Source organism: Curtobacterium sp. MCBD17_030 (genome assembly GCF_003224255.1).
Taxonomy (GTDB): domain Bacteria; phylum Actinomycetota; class Actinomycetes; order Actinomycetales; family Microbacteriaceae; genus Curtobacterium.
Genome location: NZ_QKLI01000018.1, coordinates 1 through 14,512, shown reverse-complemented (window position 1 = coordinate 14,512; position 14,512 = coordinate 1). Strand labels below are relative to the sequence as shown.

The 14,512-nt window shown below is 72.5% G+C and carries 11 protein-coding genes and 1 tRNA gene; 9 read left to right on the top strand and 3 right to left on the bottom strand.

Features of this window, described 5'->3' with window-relative positions:
- Positions 1-6: 6 nt before the first annotated feature.
- Entirely contained in the window at positions 7-1,206 is a 1,200-nt protein-coding gene (locus DEI89_RS13780) for a cobalamin-independent methionine synthase II family protein (RefSeq protein WP_258366426.1), read from the bottom strand.
- 190 nt (positions 1,207-1,396) lie between these two features.
- Here DEI89_RS13780 and DEI89_RS13775 point away from each other — a divergent pair, with 190 nt between their 5' ends.
- The 4 genes from DEI89_RS13775 to DEI89_RS13760 all read left to right on the top strand — a co-directional run bounded on the left by DEI89_RS13775 (position 1,397) and on the right by DEI89_RS13760 (position 5,547).
- Positions 1,397-2,920 carry an MFS transporter gene (locus DEI89_RS13775; protein WP_258366427.1) on the top strand — a complete coding sequence of 508 codons (1,524 nt, stop codon included), beginning with the start codon at positions 1,397-1,399 and terminating at the stop codon, positions 2,918-2,920.
- Positions 2,921-3,051: 131 nt separating this feature from the next.
- A complete protein-coding gene (locus DEI89_RS13770; protein ID WP_110904631.1) occupies positions 3,052-3,921 on the top strand; it encodes a GntR family transcriptional regulator in 870 nt (289 codons plus the stop codon).
- A 374-nt stretch (positions 3,922-4,295) separates the two neighbouring features.
- Positions 4,296-4,384: transfer RNA gene (locus DEI89_RS13765), tRNA-Ser, on the top strand.
- A 155-nt stretch (positions 4,385-4,539) separates the two neighbouring features.
- Entirely contained in the window at positions 4,540-5,547 is a 1,008-nt protein-coding gene (locus tag DEI89_RS13760) for a glycosyl hydrolase family 18 protein (RefSeq protein ID WP_258368928.1), read from the top strand.
- Between the two features lie 48 nt (positions 5,548-5,595).
- On the opposite strand, the gene DEI89_RS13755 is transcribed toward DEI89_RS13760, so the two are convergent.
- On the bottom strand, positions 5,596-6,624 hold the full coding sequence (locus tag DEI89_RS13755; protein ID WP_110904629.1) for a LacI family DNA-binding transcriptional regulator: 1,029 nt from the start codon (positions 6,622-6,624) through the stop codon (positions 5,596-5,598).
- 111 nt (positions 6,625-6,735) lie between these two features.
- Here DEI89_RS13755 and DEI89_RS13750 point away from each other — a divergent pair, with 111 nt between their 5' ends.
- The 5 genes from DEI89_RS13750 to DEI89_RS13730 all read left to right on the top strand — a co-directional run bounded on the left by DEI89_RS13750 (position 6,736) and on the right by DEI89_RS13730 (position 13,728).
- The gene (locus DEI89_RS13750; protein ID WP_110904628.1) at positions 6,736-7,959 is read left to right on the top strand and encodes a Gfo/Idh/MocA family protein; all 1,224 of its coding nucleotides are present in this window, start codon (positions 6,736-6,738) and stop codon (positions 7,957-7,959) included.
- Positions 7,956-8,993 carry a sugar phosphate isomerase/epimerase gene (locus tag DEI89_RS13745; protein WP_110904675.1) on the top strand — a complete coding sequence of 346 codons (1,038 nt, stop codon included), beginning with the start codon at positions 7,956-7,958 and terminating at the stop codon, positions 8,991-8,993. The genes DEI89_RS13750 and DEI89_RS13745 overlap by 4 nt, the downstream gene beginning before the upstream one ends.
- A gap of 135 nt (positions 8,994-9,128) precedes the next feature.
- Positions 9,129-10,058 carry a MoxR family ATPase gene (locus DEI89_RS13740; protein WP_110904674.1) on the top strand — a complete coding sequence of 310 codons (930 nt, stop codon included), beginning with the start codon at positions 9,129-9,131 and terminating at the stop codon, positions 10,056-10,058.
- Positions 10,058-11,392, top strand: coding sequence for a DUF58 domain-containing protein (locus DEI89_RS13735; protein ID WP_110904627.1), 1,335 nt, complete (start codon positions 10,058-10,060; stop codon positions 11,390-11,392). Before DEI89_RS13740 ends, DEI89_RS13735 begins: the two co-directional genes overlap by 1 nt.
- On the top strand, positions 11,389-13,728 hold the full coding sequence (locus DEI89_RS13730) for a DUF3488 and transglutaminase-like domain-containing protein (protein WP_146236811.1): 2,340 nt from the start codon (positions 11,389-11,391) through the stop codon (positions 13,726-13,728). Before DEI89_RS13735 ends, DEI89_RS13730 begins: the two co-directional genes overlap by 4 nt.
- Positions 13,729-13,770: 42 nt before the next feature.
- Here DEI89_RS13730 and DEI89_RS17830 read toward each other — a convergent pair whose 3' ends face one another.
- Complete coding sequence (locus DEI89_RS17830) at positions 13,771-14,409, bottom strand: TetR/AcrR family transcriptional regulator (protein ID WP_111079165.1); 639 nt, start codon at positions 14,407-14,409, stop codon at positions 13,771-13,773.
- Positions 14,410-14,512: the final 103 nt, after the last annotated feature.

Genomic DNA, 14,512 nt, shown 5'->3' with positions numbered 1-14,512 from the left:
GATGCGTCAGCCGAACAGGCGGCGGGACGCGATCTCGGCGCCCTCGACGAGTGCGCCGAGCTTCGCCCACGCGACGTCGGACGCGACGAACTCGTAGCTGGCGAAGGTCGCCAGGCCGCAGTCCGTGCCGGCGACGATCCGGGTCGGGTCACCGACCGCCTCGGCCGCCTCGACGATCCGGTTCGCGACGAGCTGCGGGTGCTCCAGGTAGTTCGTCGTCACGTCGATGACCCCCGGCACGAGGACCGCGCCGGGGGGCAGCGGCAGGTCGCGGAACGCCGGGAACTCGTGCGCGTGCCGCGGGTTGCCGAACGGGATGCTGAACGACCCGACCTCGGCGCGGTAGAGGTGGGGGAGCAGCACGTCGACGGGGACGTCGTCCTGGTGTGGCCCCTGCCAGTTGCCGTAGCAGACGTGCAGTCGGGTCTGCTCCTTCGGGATGTTCCGCAGGGCGTGGTTGAGCGCGTCGACGTGCAGGTCGACCGCCGCCAGGAACTCGTCGAGCGATGCGTCGCCGAAGTGGATCACCCGCTCCATCGCCAGGTCCGGAGCGTCGAGCTGCAGGACGTGGCCGCGGGCGACGATCTCCTCGTACTCGACCCGGAGCTGCTCGGCGAGGGCGAAGACGTACTCGCGGTGGTCGGCGTAGTGCGGGTTGGCGTCGTCGAGCAGCAGCGTCGTCGCGACGATCCCGGGGGTCGCCGCCGAGATGAACGTGCCGGCCGGGGTGCGGCCGGCTTCGGCGTTGCGAGCGAGTTCGCGCTCGAAGCCGTCGAGGTCCTCGCGGATGCCCGCGCGCTCCTCGTCGTACTGCAGCAGGCCCTGCGCGACCGGGGTGTCCCAGACGCGGGCGAACTCGGCGCCCTCGTCGATCTGCCGGGCCTGGAACGCGGCGTACTCGGGGAACTTCACCGAGTCGAGCGTCGGCTTGCGGTGCCCCGTGCCGCCGAATCCGGACAGGCGCTCGCGGATGTAGGTGGAGAAGCCGACGCGGGGCACCTCGCCGTCGTTGACGACGTCGATCCCGGCCGCCAGCTGCGCGTCGACGGTGTGGGCGAGCACGGCGGCGGTCTCGTCACGGAGCGCCTGTTCGTCGAACGGCTTGCCCTGGTCGCGGGCGACCAGGAGCGCGGTGAGCTCCGGCGTCCGGGGGAGCGAGCCCGTGTGGGTGGTGAGGATGCGGTCGGTCGAGTTCTGCAGCGGCACGCCACCACGCTACTGACGGGAGGCTCGTGGCGGCGCCGTCACGGGCCTCCAGTCCGGATCGCGGTCGGATCAGACCCCCGGACGTCGTTCCGGGGCCGTTCCCGCCCCTCCGCGAACCTGAGCGGCGGCTGGAGCGTACGTTCCGGTCTTGCGGTGAGCGGAGGGCGCTCACCGCGGGAGGAGCATGCGCATGACGAGCGCCAGCGGAACGAAGGACGGGACGGTCACGAGTCTCGTCCCGGCGAGGATGGACCGACTGCCGTGGACGAGGTTCCACTGGAGCGTCGTGGTCGGCCTGGGGGTGTCGTGGATCCTCGACGGACTCGAGATCCAGATCGTCTCGAACGCCGGGTTCAAGGCCGACCTGGGACTGTCGAACCAGGACGTGGCGTCCCTCGGCAGCATCTACCTGGTCGGACAGGTCGTCGGCGCACTGGTCTTCGGGCGCCTGTCGGACCGCCTCGGTCGGCGCAAGCTCTTCATCCTGACGCTCGCGATCTACCTCATCGGTTCCGGTGTCGCGGGTCTGGCGCAGGACTTCTGGTTCCTGGCGGTCTTCCGGTTCGTCGCCGGTCTCGGCATCGGCGGCGAGTACGCCGCGATCAACTCGGCGATCGACGAGCTCATCCCGGCGAAGTACCGCGGGCACGTCGACATCGCGATCAACGGCACCTACTGGGGCGGCGCCGCCCTCGGAGCGGCCGCGAACATCTACCTGCTCGACACGGCCAACTTCTCCGAGAGCATCGGGTGGCGGATCGGGTTCTTCCTCGGCCCGGTGCTCGGCATCGCGATCATCTTCCTCCGTCGGCACATCCCGGAGAGTCCCCGGTGGTTGATGACGCACGGCAAGGAGCAGGAGGCCGAGGACACCGTCGCGCGGATCGAGGCCGAGGTCGAGCGGGAGTCCGGCAAGGAGCTCGAGCCGGTGCCGCAGTCGAAGGCGATGACGGTCACACCGATGGACCGGGTGGGGTTCCTGACCATCGCGCGCGTGCTGCTCAAGCAGTACCCGACCCGCACGCTGGTCGGCGCGACGATGATGATCACGCAGGCGTTCCTGTACAACGCGATCTTCTTCACGTACGCACTCGTGCTGACGAACTTCTTCGGGCTGAAGACCGCACAGACGTCGATCTACTTCTTCCCGTTCGCGATCGGCAACCTGCTCGGGCCGATCATCCTCGGTCGCTTCTTCGACACCTGGGGTCGGCGGCAGATGATCTTCCTGACCTACCTGGTGTCCGGGCTGGTGCTCGCCACCTCGGCGTTCCTGTTCCGCGCGGACGCCATCAACGCGGGCTGGCAGGTCGCGTTCTGGTGCGTGTCGTTCTTCTTCGCGTCGGCCGGCGCCTCGAGTGCCTACCTGACGGTGAGCGAGATCTTCCCGCTCGAACTGCGGTCGCAGGCGATCTCGTACTTCTTCGCGCTGGCGCAGGTCTTCGGCGCGATCGCACCGCTCATCTACGGTGCCTTCATCGGCGACGGTTCGGACCGCGACCCCCTCTTCTGGGGGTACCTGCTCGGATCCGCGGTGATGATCGTCGGCGGGGTGGTCGCACTCGTCTTCGGTGTCGATGCCGCCCGGAAGGGCCTCGAGGACATCACGCAGCCGCTGTCGGTGTTGACCGGGAAGGACAGTGCAGACGCCGGTCCGGGTTCCGGGACGGGAGGCCCGTCCAGCCGTGGGCCGGAGACCCGGCGAAACTCCTGATGCAACATGTTTAGCGGTCGCCGCCGCATCCTGTGATCCTCGTGACCACGGCCCCGTCCGGAGGGCCGTGGTCACGGAGGATCCGATGCACGACACCACCACGACGGCCGAACACCGCCGGAGGGGGCAGCATGCTGTCCTCCACAGAAGACGGCCGCATCCGGTTGTCCACCGGGCAGACGGCGCCCTCGGCCATCGGAGCCGCCGTGCAGGACGGTGACCTGATGACCGGACTCCTGCGCGTCGAGAGCGACGTGATCAGTGCCACCAGTGCCACCAGTGCCGCCAGTGCCACGAGTGCCACCGGTGCCGGACCCAGTGCCGCCGGCGCCAGTGCCAGCGCCGGTGGCGGTGTCGCCGACCCGCTGGGGGTGCCGCGAAACCTCTTGCGTGACGCGGTCTTCGAACGGATGTTGCGCCACATCCTGAGCGGTGACTACCGCCGTGGACAGCGCCTGCGCCTCGACGCGCTGGCCGACGACATGCGGGTGTCGCGGACCCCGGTCCGCGAAGCGCTCGTGCCGCTCGAGGCCCTCCGACTGGTCATCGTGCAGCGCTACGTCGGTGTGGTGATCGCCCCGTGGACGGTCGGGCAGATGGTCGAGCGCACCCGGATCGCGCGCTCGATGCTGGTCGATCCGCCGACCAGCTGTGCCCGGGGCGACGAGCCCTTCGACCCCGCCGTCCTCCGCGACTGTCTGTCGGAGGCCGGTGCGTTCGTGGAGCTCGCGGTGTGGGTGCTCCGGCGGTCCGGGGCCCCGGTGAGCGCTGACTGGTTGCGATCGCAGCAGACCGTGCTCGATGTCTTCCACACGGACGACATCGCGCGGGCGAACGGCATCGACGTCGCAGCGGACTGGACCCGGCGCATGCAGGTCGTCAAGGCTGCACGGAGCGCAGCGCTCGCGGACGACGTCGCGCTGTGCGCCGTCCGGCTGACCGAGCTGGCCGAGCTGCTGATCGCGCTGCCCGAGCGGTTCCGCAGCGCCGAGACGGCTTGAGTCGAACCGGTGTCGCCATGCGGGACGGACATCACCATGCCGCCGCGCAACCAAGTCGCTCCCCGGGCGGGCGCTGACGATCGGGGGCGTCAGGCCCAGGCCACGGGGAGCGACGTCTGGGTGCTGTACTGCGTGCTCTTGCTGGGTGCTGTGTCGCGGCGACGGGGGTGTGACGCCCCGGAATGTGATGCCACGTCACGACGAGACTATGCACCGGGGTACACAACGGCAACCCCCCATCGTCCCCACTTCGGGGGACCGATGAGAACGGTGCCGCAGATGCCGTCTCACCGGGCACGACTGCGGCTCCGCTGACGGCGATCCGGCGGGTCGAGAGTCCGCCCGACCTCCTGTATGCTCGTCGTCGAACACCTGGAGACGTCGCATAGTCAGGCCGAGTGCACCACCCTGCTAAGGTGGAGTCCCCTTTCGGGGACCGAGGGTTCAAATCCCTCCGTCTCCGCACTCCACGAAACCCCGGAACCGTCGATGCGGACCGGGGTTTCGTCGTTCCCGGTGCGCAGTTCTTCCGCCCGACTCTTTCCCCGGACGTCTGGGTCTCGGTCCACCGGCCGCCCGGAGCGCGCCCCCGAACGCACCGGCTACGGTCATCGGGTGATGCGACGGATGACGACGGCAGCGGCGACCATGGCGGTCGCCGCCGTGCTGCTCTCGGGCTGCAGCGCCGACGGCACCCGTGGCTCGGCTGGCGGCATCGAGGGCTACGTCGAACCCGGAGGTGGTGCCGCCGACCGCGTGCGTACCGCCGTCGGCCGCGGCGCAGACGTCATCGGGGTGGACGGTGCGGCGCTGGCCGACGACGGCACGCACCTGCTCTCGACCTCGGGCGACGTCGGCGAACTCGTCGGTGTCGCCGCGGACGCCGGGGCCCGGACCGAGGTGCTCTTCAGCAACTACACATCGACGCTCGGGGACTTCTCGCCCGAAGCGGCCACGGCGCTGCTGTCGTCGCCGACGAACCGGGAACGTGTCGTCGGCGGGCTCGTCGACCTGGCGGCTCGCCTCGGGGCCGACGGCGTGCAGATCGACCTCGAGTCGATGCGCTCCCAGGACCAGGCCGACCTGGTCACCTTCACCCGGGCGCTCCGGAGTGCCGTCCGCGAGCGGCTCGGGGACGACGCCGAGGTCTCGATCGCGATGATGTCCTCCACCGACCCGGCGGAGTACCGCTCGCGCGGCTACGACCTGGCCGGGCTCGCCCCGCACCTCGACCGCATCGTCCTGATGACCTACGACCAGCACGGGCCGTGGGGCGGTCCGGGCACGATCGGGTCGTTGCCGTGGACACGGAAGGCCGTGCGCACCGCCGTCGACGGCGGGCTCCCCGCAGACCGCATCGACGTCGGCATCGCCGGCTACGGCTACGCGTGGGGGCCCGGTGCGAACGCCGCCCCGATCCCGGCAGCCCGGGCAGCGCACTTGGCCGGCGACCGGGCGGTGTGGTCGGACCGCACGGGGGAGTGGTCGGCGACGCTCGAGGACGGCCGGCAGCTGCACTGGTCCGACGACCGGTCGTACGCCGCACGCCGGGACCTGGCCCGTGAGCTCGGTGCGCACGGCGTCGCGATGTGGTCGCTCAACCTGTCGCCTCTGCCCGAGCGCTGATCCGCGGGGCACCGGAGCCCGGCGCCGCACGGATCTCGGCTCAGCGGGTCAGGACGGCGGCGGTCCCGTGGTGCGCCGGAGCACGAGTGACGGTTCCACGAGTGACCGCGTCGGCGCCGGGGCCGGTGCCGCGGCGCTGCCGTCCGGTTGCCCGGCGGCAGCGTCGAGCCGCACCAGCAGCCGTGCCGCCGCACGCCGTCCGACCTCGTCGTTGTGGGGATCGACCGTGGTCAGGCCGACGAGGGGTGACGACGCCAGCGGGGTCTCGTCGTGCCCGATCACCGAGACGTCCTCCGGCACCCGCAGTCCGGCCTCGAGCACGGCGGCCATCGCACCCATCGCCATGACGTCGTTCGCGGCGAAGAACGCGGTGACGTCCGGGTGCTCGGCGAGCACGGTCCGGGCCGCCTGGTGTCCGGCGGCCTCGTCCGTGCCGGCGTCGCCGGCGACGACCGGGACGATGCCGGAGCGGGCCGTCTCGGCGACGGCGGCGACGCGGCGGGCGGTGGCCGAGCCTCCCGTCCCGGTCAGGTGGGCGATCCGTCGGTGGCCGAGGTCGACGAGGTAGCGGATGGCGAGTCGCCCGCCGGCGGCCTCGTCCGAGGCGACCGTGTCGGTGTCCGGGGGGCGGACCGCGCGCTCGCCGGCGACGACGACGGGCAGGTCGGGTGGGACCAGGAGACCGTCGGGTGACTCGGCGGCGAGGACGACGCCGTCGACCCGCAGCGAGACGAGGTCGTCGAAGGGTGAGGCGCCGAGGTGCGCGTTCGCGGCGCCGTCGGCCAGGGTGAGTCGGAGTCCGCGGGGTGCGAGGACCTCCCGGATGCCGTCGAGCATCGGGACGTACCAGGGGTTCCGGAAGTCGTCGACGACCACCCCGACGGTGCCGGTCCTGGTGCCCGCGAGGATCGCCGCGGCCCGGTTCGTGCGGTAGCCGAGCTCGGCGACGGCGGCGAGGACGGCCGCGCGGCGCGCGGGGGAGACGCCCGGGTCGCCGCGCACGACCATCGAGACGAGTGACTTCGAGACCCCGGCGCGGGCGGCGACGTCGATGATCGTCGGCGGGCGCTCGGCCATGGACCCTCCTGCAGATCAGGCATTGACAGGACATGGGTGCCTGCGTCTACAGTGTAGCCACTCGTTCTGGAACGTTCCAGAACGTCGGGTCACCGTCACGAAGGAGTGCACATGAGCGAGCCCATCGGCGTCGCCGTCATCGGAGCCGGCATGGCGGGCAAGGCCCACATGAATGCGTGGCGGACCGCACCGAGCCTCTTCGACCCGGTCCTGCCTCCCGTCCGACTCGTGGCGGTGGGCGACGTGTACGAGCCGCTCGCCCAGCAGGCGGCGCGGCGGTTCGGGTACGAGCGGCACGACACCGACTGGCGGGCGATCGCCGCGGCGGACGACATCGACGTCGTCAGCGTCGTGGTCGCGAACAGCCTGCACCGCGAGATCGTCGAGGGGCTGCTCGACGCCGGCAAGCACGTCCTCTGTGAGAAGCCGCTCGCCGACTCGCTCGAGGACGCCCGCGCGATGGCCGACGCCGCGGACCGGGCAGCGGAACGGGGCGTCACCGCCCGGATCGGCTTCACCTACCGCCGCGCCCCCGGCCTCGCCGCGATCCGCGAGCTCGTCGACGACGGCACGCTCGGCCGGGTGCGGCACCTCTCCGGACGGTACTGGACGGACTACGGCTCCTCGCCCGACGTGCCGTTCTCGTGGCGCTACGCCGGCGCCCCGGGCACCGGTGCGCTCGCCGACGTCGGGTCCCACCTGACGTACATCGCCGAGTTCCTGGCCGGGGACGTCACGCAGGTCAGCGGAGGACTGTTCACCACCGAGATCACCGAGCGCCCGGTCGCAGCCGGACACGCGCTCCGTGGGCAGGGGGCACCGCTCACGGGGGAGACGGCACGCGTGCAGAACGACGACTACGCCACCTTCGCCGCTCGCTTCGGTGCCGGTGTCGGCTCCCTCGAGGTCTCGCGCGTCACGACGGCGCACCCGAACGGCCTGGTGGTCGAGGTGTTCTGCGAGAACGGGGCGGCACGCTGGGACCAGGAGCGCCCGGCCGAGATCGGTCTCGCCCTCCGCAGCGACGGCAGCCGCCTGGGCGGGTACCGGCAGGTCGTCCTCGGCCCCGACCACCCCTACGTCGCGGGCGGGATGGCGATGGACGCACCCGGCGTCGGCTGGGGGCAGAACCAGATGTTCGAGGTGCAGGCCCGCGCCTTCCTCGACGAGGTGGCCGGGGTCGCCGACCCCCTGCCGACGAACGCCACCTTCCACGACGGCGTGCACAACATGGAGGTCCTCGCCGCCGTCACCGCGTCGGCCGCCGACGGCGGTCGCACGGTCACGGTGGAGGCCCGGTGCACCGCCGACACGACGGCGACGGTCAGCGCATGAAGCTCGGACTGTACAACGCTGTCTTCCACGACCGGTCCCTCGCCGACGCACTCACCGCCGTCCGTCGGGCCGGCCTGACCGGGATCGAGTTGAACACCGGCGGCTTCCTGCCCCCGGTGCACGTGCCGGACATCGACGCGATCCTGACGGACGACGCGGCTCGCGACGCCTTCCTCGAGCAGTTCGACGGCACCGGGGTGTCGATCGCCGGACTCAACTGCAACGGCAACCCGCTGCACCCCGACCCCGCGATCGGCCCCGCGCACGCAGAGGACATCCGACGCAGCATCCGTCTGGCCGCCCGCCTCGGGCAGACCCGCGTCGTCACGATGTCCGGCCTGCCGGCGGGGGAGCCCGGCGGGACCCGTCCGAACTGGGTCGTGAACGCCTGGAACTCCGCCGCGCTCGACGTCCTCGAACACCAGTGGAGCATCGCGGTGCCGTTCTGGCAGGAGATCGACGCGTTCGCCCGGGAGCACGGGGTGCACGTCGCGCTCGAGCTGCATCCGCAGAACCTCGTCTTCAACCCGGCGTCGGTCCGGGAACTCGTGGAACGCGGTGCCCTGACGAACACCGGCGTGGAACTCGACGCCAGCCACCTGTTCTGGCAGCAGATGGACCCGGTCGCCGTCGTCCGCGACCTCGGCCCGCTCGTCCTGCACGCCGCCGCCAAGGACGTCCGGATCAACCCGCACGCCGCGATCAACGGCGTGCTCGACAACTCGTTCCGACGACTGTCACCGGACGAGCCGCGCACCAACCTCGGCGGCGACGAGTGGGCGAACGAGTGGCCGAAGCCGTCCGCGTGGGACTTCGTGGCGCTCGGGAAGGGGCACGACACCGCGTTCTGGACCGAGTTCCTCCGCGCGCTGCACGAGGTCGACCCGGACATGCTCGTCAACATCGAGCACGAGGACACCGAGCTCGGGCGGGAGGAGGGGGTCAGGGTGGCGGCGGAGGTCCTGCTCGCCGCGGACGCGGCACTGCGCCTCCCGTCCGCACTGCATGTCCCGTCCGCGCTGCGCGATCGGTGACGCATCCTCCGGTTGCGCTCACTCGGCCGTTGTAGCATCGCCGGACATCGACCCAGCGGCGAGGAGACCTGCGTGCCGGAGCTGACCCACCAGACCGTCCCGATCGACCGGATCCAGGACGCGGGTGCGGCCGTCATGGCGTCGGTCGCGACTGTGGTGGACGGCAAGACCGAGGCCATCCGCACCGCCCTCACCGTGATGCTCGCCGAGGGACACCTGCTCGTCGAGGACGTCCCCGGCGTCGGCAAGACCGTGCTGGCGAAGGCCCTCGGTGCCTCGGTCGGCGGGTCCGTGAGCCGCATCCAGTTCACCTCCGACATGCTGCCCTCGGACGTCACCGGCGTGAACATCTACGACCAGTCGTCCGGCGCCTTCCGGTTCTCGCCGGGTCCGGTGTTCGCGAACGTCGTCATCGGTGACGAGATCAACCGCACGAGCCCGAAGACCCAGTCGGCGCTCCTGGAGGCGATGGCCGAGTCCCAGGTGACCGTCGACGGCGTGACCCGGCCCCTCGAGACCCCGTTCATGATCGTCGCGACGCAGAACCCGGTCGACATGGAGGGCACGTACCCCCTGCCGGAGGCGCAGCGCGACCGGTTCATGGCGCGCATCGCGATGGGCTACCCGAGCCCCGGTGCCGAACGGCGCATGCTCGCGGCCCGAGGCGGGCACGACCCGCTCGCCGACCTGCGCCCCGTCGTCGACGTCGACACGCTCCGTGCCATGATCGCGTCCGTGCGCACGGTGCACGTCGCGCCGGACGTCGAGGCGTACATCGTCGAGATCGTCCGCGCCACCCGCACGCACCCCGACCTGCTCCTCGGCGCCAGCCCCCGCGCGACCCTGCACCTGGCACAGGCAGCCCGTGCGCACGCGGCGCTCCTCGGCCGGCCCTTCGTCACCCCCGACGACGTCGCGACCCTGGCGCCGGTCGTCCTGGCACACCGGCTCGTCCCGGTCGCCCGCGGCCTCGGCGGCTCGGCCGAGGACACGGCCCGCGAGATCGTCGTCCGGATCGTCTCCGACACCGCGGTGCCGTTCACCGCGACCCCCGTCCGCTCCTGATGGCCGACCAGCGCCCCGCTGCCCGTCCGATCGCGCTCCGCGCGGGCGCGGCCGGCTCGGCGCTGTCCCGCATCGGACGCCGCGGGCTCGGCATGCTGCGGCGGACCCCGTTCCCACGCCCGACGCTGCGCGGCTGGACGGTCCTCGCGGTCGGCATCGGGCTCGTCGGCGGCGGACTGGTGGCGTCGATGAGCGTCGCCGTGTCCGCGGGTCTCCTGCTCCTGGTGCTCGTCGTCGCGGGTGTCGTCACCGCACTGGCCGTGGCGGCGCCGCTCCGGGCCTCCCGGTCGGCACCGCGCGCGACCGTGCAGGTGGGAGAGGTCTACCGGGAGCGGGTCACGCTCCGGGGCTCCGGGGTGCGCTTCGCACCGCGGTCCACGCTGCTGGTCAGCGAACAGCTGGACGACCTCTTCGTGAGCACCAGTGACGCGGCGTCGCTCGTCACCATCGGACCCGGCCAGCCGCCGGCCGTCCTCGACGTCGAGGCCCTCGCGATCCACCGCGGGCGAGCGTCCATCGGCCCGGTCACGATCCGCGTCGAGGACCCGTTCGGGCTGCTCCGCATCGACCGGCCGGTCGTCCCGGCCGAGGAGGTCGTCGTGGTCCCCGGGACGACGCCGCTCGCCGCGCTCGACACCGGTGCGCTCGCCGGCGCGGTCTCCGCGGACGAGGGCCGGGTCGGACAGGGCGGATCGGCCGACGACAGCGAGCTCCGCCCGTACCGTCCGGGTGACCCGATCCGCCGCGTGCACTGGGGACAGAGCGCGAAGCGCGGCGTCCTGCACGTCCGTCAGACCACGCAGGCGCAGCCGCCGGAGGCCGTGGTCGCCCTCGACGTGCGCCGCTCCTCGTACCAGCAGCTCGGCCGCGACGACCTGTCCGAACTGTCCGACCTCGGCGGCGACCAGGCGTTCGAGCACGCGGTCGTGGTGGCGGCGAGCGTCGCCCGGGCGCTGTCGGCACGGACGTCCCGGGTCGCACTCGTCAGTGACGGTCCCGGCGGTGACGTCCGCCACAGCGGCGACGCCGGTGGTCTGTCCGAGGTGCTCGTGGGCCTCGCCGACGTCCAGGCCCGGTCCGACTCGCGCGACCCCGTCGACGTGCTGCACGGCGTCCGCGGTCGTGACGTGCACGGCATGACCGCGGTCGTCACCGGGCACTGCAGCCCGGAGGAGGCGGCCGGACTCGTCTCCGCGACGAACGGGTCGAGCCGCGGGGTGCTCGTCACCGTCGTCGCCCCCGACCCGGTCGTCCGCGGGATCATGGACCGCGCCGGGTGGCGCGTGCTCGTGGTGCCGGTGCCCGGCACGACCGTGAGCGGACGCAGCCGGTGACCGCCACCAGCCCGAGCCGGCAGCGCCAGCACGTCGACGTCCGCGAGGTCCTGGACCGCGACGACCGCAGCCCGGACACCCCCGGCGCCTGGGTCGTGGCCCTCGCACCGGTGCCCGTCCTCGTCGCCGCACTGGCGATGCGCCCGCTCGTGCAGGGGATCTCGTGGTGGCTGTCCGGCGTGGTGTTCGCCGCCGTGCTCGTCGCCGTCCTGCTCGCCGTCCGGACCCGGCCCCGCGGCGTCCGCTTCGTGGCGCTCGTCGCGACGCTCGTGCTCGGCTCCTGCGCCGCGGCGCTCCTCAACGACACCGCACCGCTCGGCTGGCTCGACCGGGACGGCGCGCTCGGGCAGACGCTGGCGGCGATCCGCCTGAACCCGGCTCCGCTGCCGCAGACGGACTCGATCCGGCTGATCGTGACGGTGGCGATCGCCTGGGTGGCGGGCGCCTCGCTGTTCCTGGCAGCCGTGGCCCCGACCGCCGCCCTGGCCGCGGCACCCGCACTCGTGATCCTCCTGGTGCCGGGCATCATCACCGGCGAGGCCCCGTCGGGGTGGCTGGTCGTGTCCACCGCGCTGGCCTTCCTCGCGCTGCTGTGGACGTCGGTCCGGCCGGTGCAACGGGTCTTCCCGGCTGCCGTCGTCGGCGTCATCGGGTTGGTCGTGGCCATCGGACTGCCCGTCCTCGTGCCGATCGACGCCGGCTGGCTCTCCGGCGTCACGGGGGCGATCCAGTCACCGATCCAGCCCGGACGCCCGGGCACCCTGCTCGAACTCGGCCAGGACCTCCGCCGACCGAGCGAGCTCGAGGTCTTCCGGTACCGGTCCTCGGACGGGCAACCGGAGTACCTCAAGCTCGCGGACCTCGACGAGTTCGGCACGGGCGACTGGGTGCCGACCGTCACCGACGCCTCCACCGCGGACACCGCCGACCAGTCCCGTCGGGTGGACGGAGTCAACCCGCGGTTGGCCGACCGTGGTGACGTGACGGTGCAGATCACCGGACTGTCGAGCAACTACCTGCCGCTGCCCGCCGGGGCGATGTCGGTCGAGTCGAAGTCGACGAACCTCGACCTCGCCCAGTGGCGTTGGTCCGGGGACACGAACACGGTCCGCTCCGCCGGTCCGGCGACCCGCCGCGGTGCGGTCTACGAGGCGTACGGCGCCTCGGTGTCCGCGAGCGCGTACCTCGACGCCATCGCCGCCTCCGGCCGGCTGTCCCAGGCCGACGGTCGTGGCTTCGTCGCGCCGTCCCGGGCGCAGCTCCGCACCGACACCGAGCTGCCCGACGACCTGCCGAACGTGATCCGCACCACCGCGGCCCGGGTCGACGCCGGCGCGACCACCGACTACGGGCAGGCCCGGGCTCTCGAGCAGTGGTTCCGCAGCGGCCTGTTCACCTACTCCGAGACGGCGCCGGTCGAGCAGGGCTACGACGGTGACAGCATGGACGTCGTCGCGCGGTTCCTGCAGGAGCGCTCGGGGTACTGCGTGCACTTCGCGTCCGCGATGGCCGTGATGGCCCGCACCCTCGGCATCCCGTCGCGCGTCGCCGTCGGCTACCGCGCCGGTGCCAGCCGCGAGGACGGCCAGTACACGGTGTCGAACCGCCAGCTGCACTCGTGGCCGGAGCTGTACATCCGCGGCGCCGGATGGGTGTCGTTCGAGCCGACGCCGGACTCCGACCAGGCCGCGCAGCCGCAGCCCTCGGCGTCCGCCACGTCGGCGCCCGCCCCGACCGAGACGCCGCTGCCCGCTCCCGGTGAGACCACGGCACCGTCGGCCTCGGCATCGGCCTCGTCGACACCGACCTCCGCGGCTGCGGGCGGCAGCAGTGCCGGTGGTGGCGGTGCCCCGTGGGGTGTGCTCGTCGGCGTGCTCGTCGCCCTCGCGGTGCTCGTCGCGCCCGGCGCGGTCCGAGCGGGACGACGGCACCGTCGGCTCGGCGCGGTCGCGGCAGGACGGCATCCGGCCGTCACCGCGTGGCGGGAGCTGCTCGACGACGTCGCCGACCACGGGTTCGCACCCGGTTCGGCACCACCCGGGGACGCAGCCGCCGTCGCCCGGACCGCACGGGGCGTCCTCGGTCGCCTCCGGACGGTGGTGCCGGCGTCGGTGCTGCCGCACCTGCAGTCCGTGGTGGACGCCGTCGACCACGAGCGCTTCGCCGTCGACGGCCGTGCGGACACGCAGGCACTCCTCCGGTCCGTCCGGGAGGCCCGCACCGCGTTGGACGGCGCGGTCTCGCGTGGCCGGGTGGTCCGGTCCCGCCTGCTCCCGCCGAGCCTGCTGCCCTCGGGCCGTCCGTCGGACGGGCGACCCGCGCCGGCAGCGGGCTGACCCGCGCCGGCAGCGGGCTGACCCGCGGGCCACGCCGGCGGTTCAGCGCGGCCGGAGCACCGCCTCCACCATCGTCGCGACGGCCTCGCCCGGGTTCATCCCGTCGAGGGCGGGGGCGTCGAACACCATGCCGGAGTTCGTGGCGACGAGGATCGTCGCGAAGGTGTCGAGCGGCATGCCGGGGTCGACCTCGGGGTGCGCGGCGAACCAGGTGTGGACGAGTTCCCGGACGCCGTCCTGCAGGGTGCGGCGCTGCCGGACGAACTCGGGCATGAACTCCGGGTGGCGGATGGCGTAGGCGCGGAGTTCGGAGAGCAGGGCGAACTCGGCGCTCTGGTCGTGTCGTCCGAACGCGGCCCGGACGACGTCACCGACGTCGGCGGCGCTGATGTCGATGCCGATGAGCTCCTGCAGCGACTGGAGCACCCGGTTCGTGGCGCGCTGCATGACCTGCGCGAGCAGGTCCTCCTTCGACGAGAAGTTCGAGTAGACCGCGCCCTTGCTGAAGCCCGCGGCGGCGGCGACGGCGTCGAGCCGCGCTTCGTGCACGCCCTGCTCGGCGAAGACCCGGGAGCCGGCCGCGAGCAGGCGCTCCCGGACCTCGGATCGCGGTGTCCGCGGGACCGGTGTCGTGCGGTCCTCCGGTGCGTCCGGGCCTGCCGGTTCGGTTGCGTCGGTCATCGGATCCTGTTCCGGGACTCTGCTGGTGCGGATGGAGCTGGTGCGGGTGGGGCCGGTGCGGGTGGGCCCTGTCTCTTATACACATCTGACGCTGCCGACGAAG

What these genes read in the sequence shown, in the direction of transcription:
- DEI89_RS13775 (WP_258366427.1), top strand. Translation starts at nt 1,397, where the DNA reads ATGACGAGCGCCAGCGGAACGAAGGACGGGACGGTCACGAGTCTCGTC.
- DEI89_RS13770 (WP_110904631.1), top strand. Translation starts at nt 3,052, where the DNA reads ATGCTGTCCTCCACAGAAGACGGCCGCATCCGGTTGTCCACCGGGCAG.
- DEI89_RS13760 (WP_258368928.1), top strand. Translation starts at nt 4,540, where the DNA reads ATGCGACGGATGACGACGGCAGCGGCGACCATGGCGGTCGCCGCCGTG.
- DEI89_RS13755 (WP_110904629.1), bottom strand. Translation starts at nt 6,624, where the DNA reads ATGGCCGAGCGCCCGCCGACGATCATCGACGTCGCCGCCCGCGCCGGG.
- DEI89_RS13750 (WP_110904628.1), top strand. Translation starts at nt 6,736, where the DNA reads ATGAGCGAGCCCATCGGCGTCGCCGTCATCGGAGCCGGCATGGCGGGC.
- DEI89_RS13745 (WP_110904675.1), top strand. Translation starts at nt 7,956, where the DNA reads ATGAAGCTCGGACTGTACAACGCTGTCTTCCACGACCGGTCCCTCGCC.
- DEI89_RS13740 (WP_110904674.1), top strand. Translation starts at nt 9,129, where the DNA reads ATGGCGTCGGTCGCGACTGTGGTGGACGGCAAGACCGAGGCCATCCGC.
- DEI89_RS13735 (WP_110904627.1), top strand. Translation starts at nt 10,058, where the DNA reads ATGGCCGACCAGCGCCCCGCTGCCCGTCCGATCGCGCTCCGCGCGGGC.
- DEI89_RS17830 (WP_111079165.1), bottom strand. Translation starts at nt 14,409, where the DNA reads ATGACCGACGCAACCGAACCGGCAGGCCCGGACGCACCGGAGGACCGC.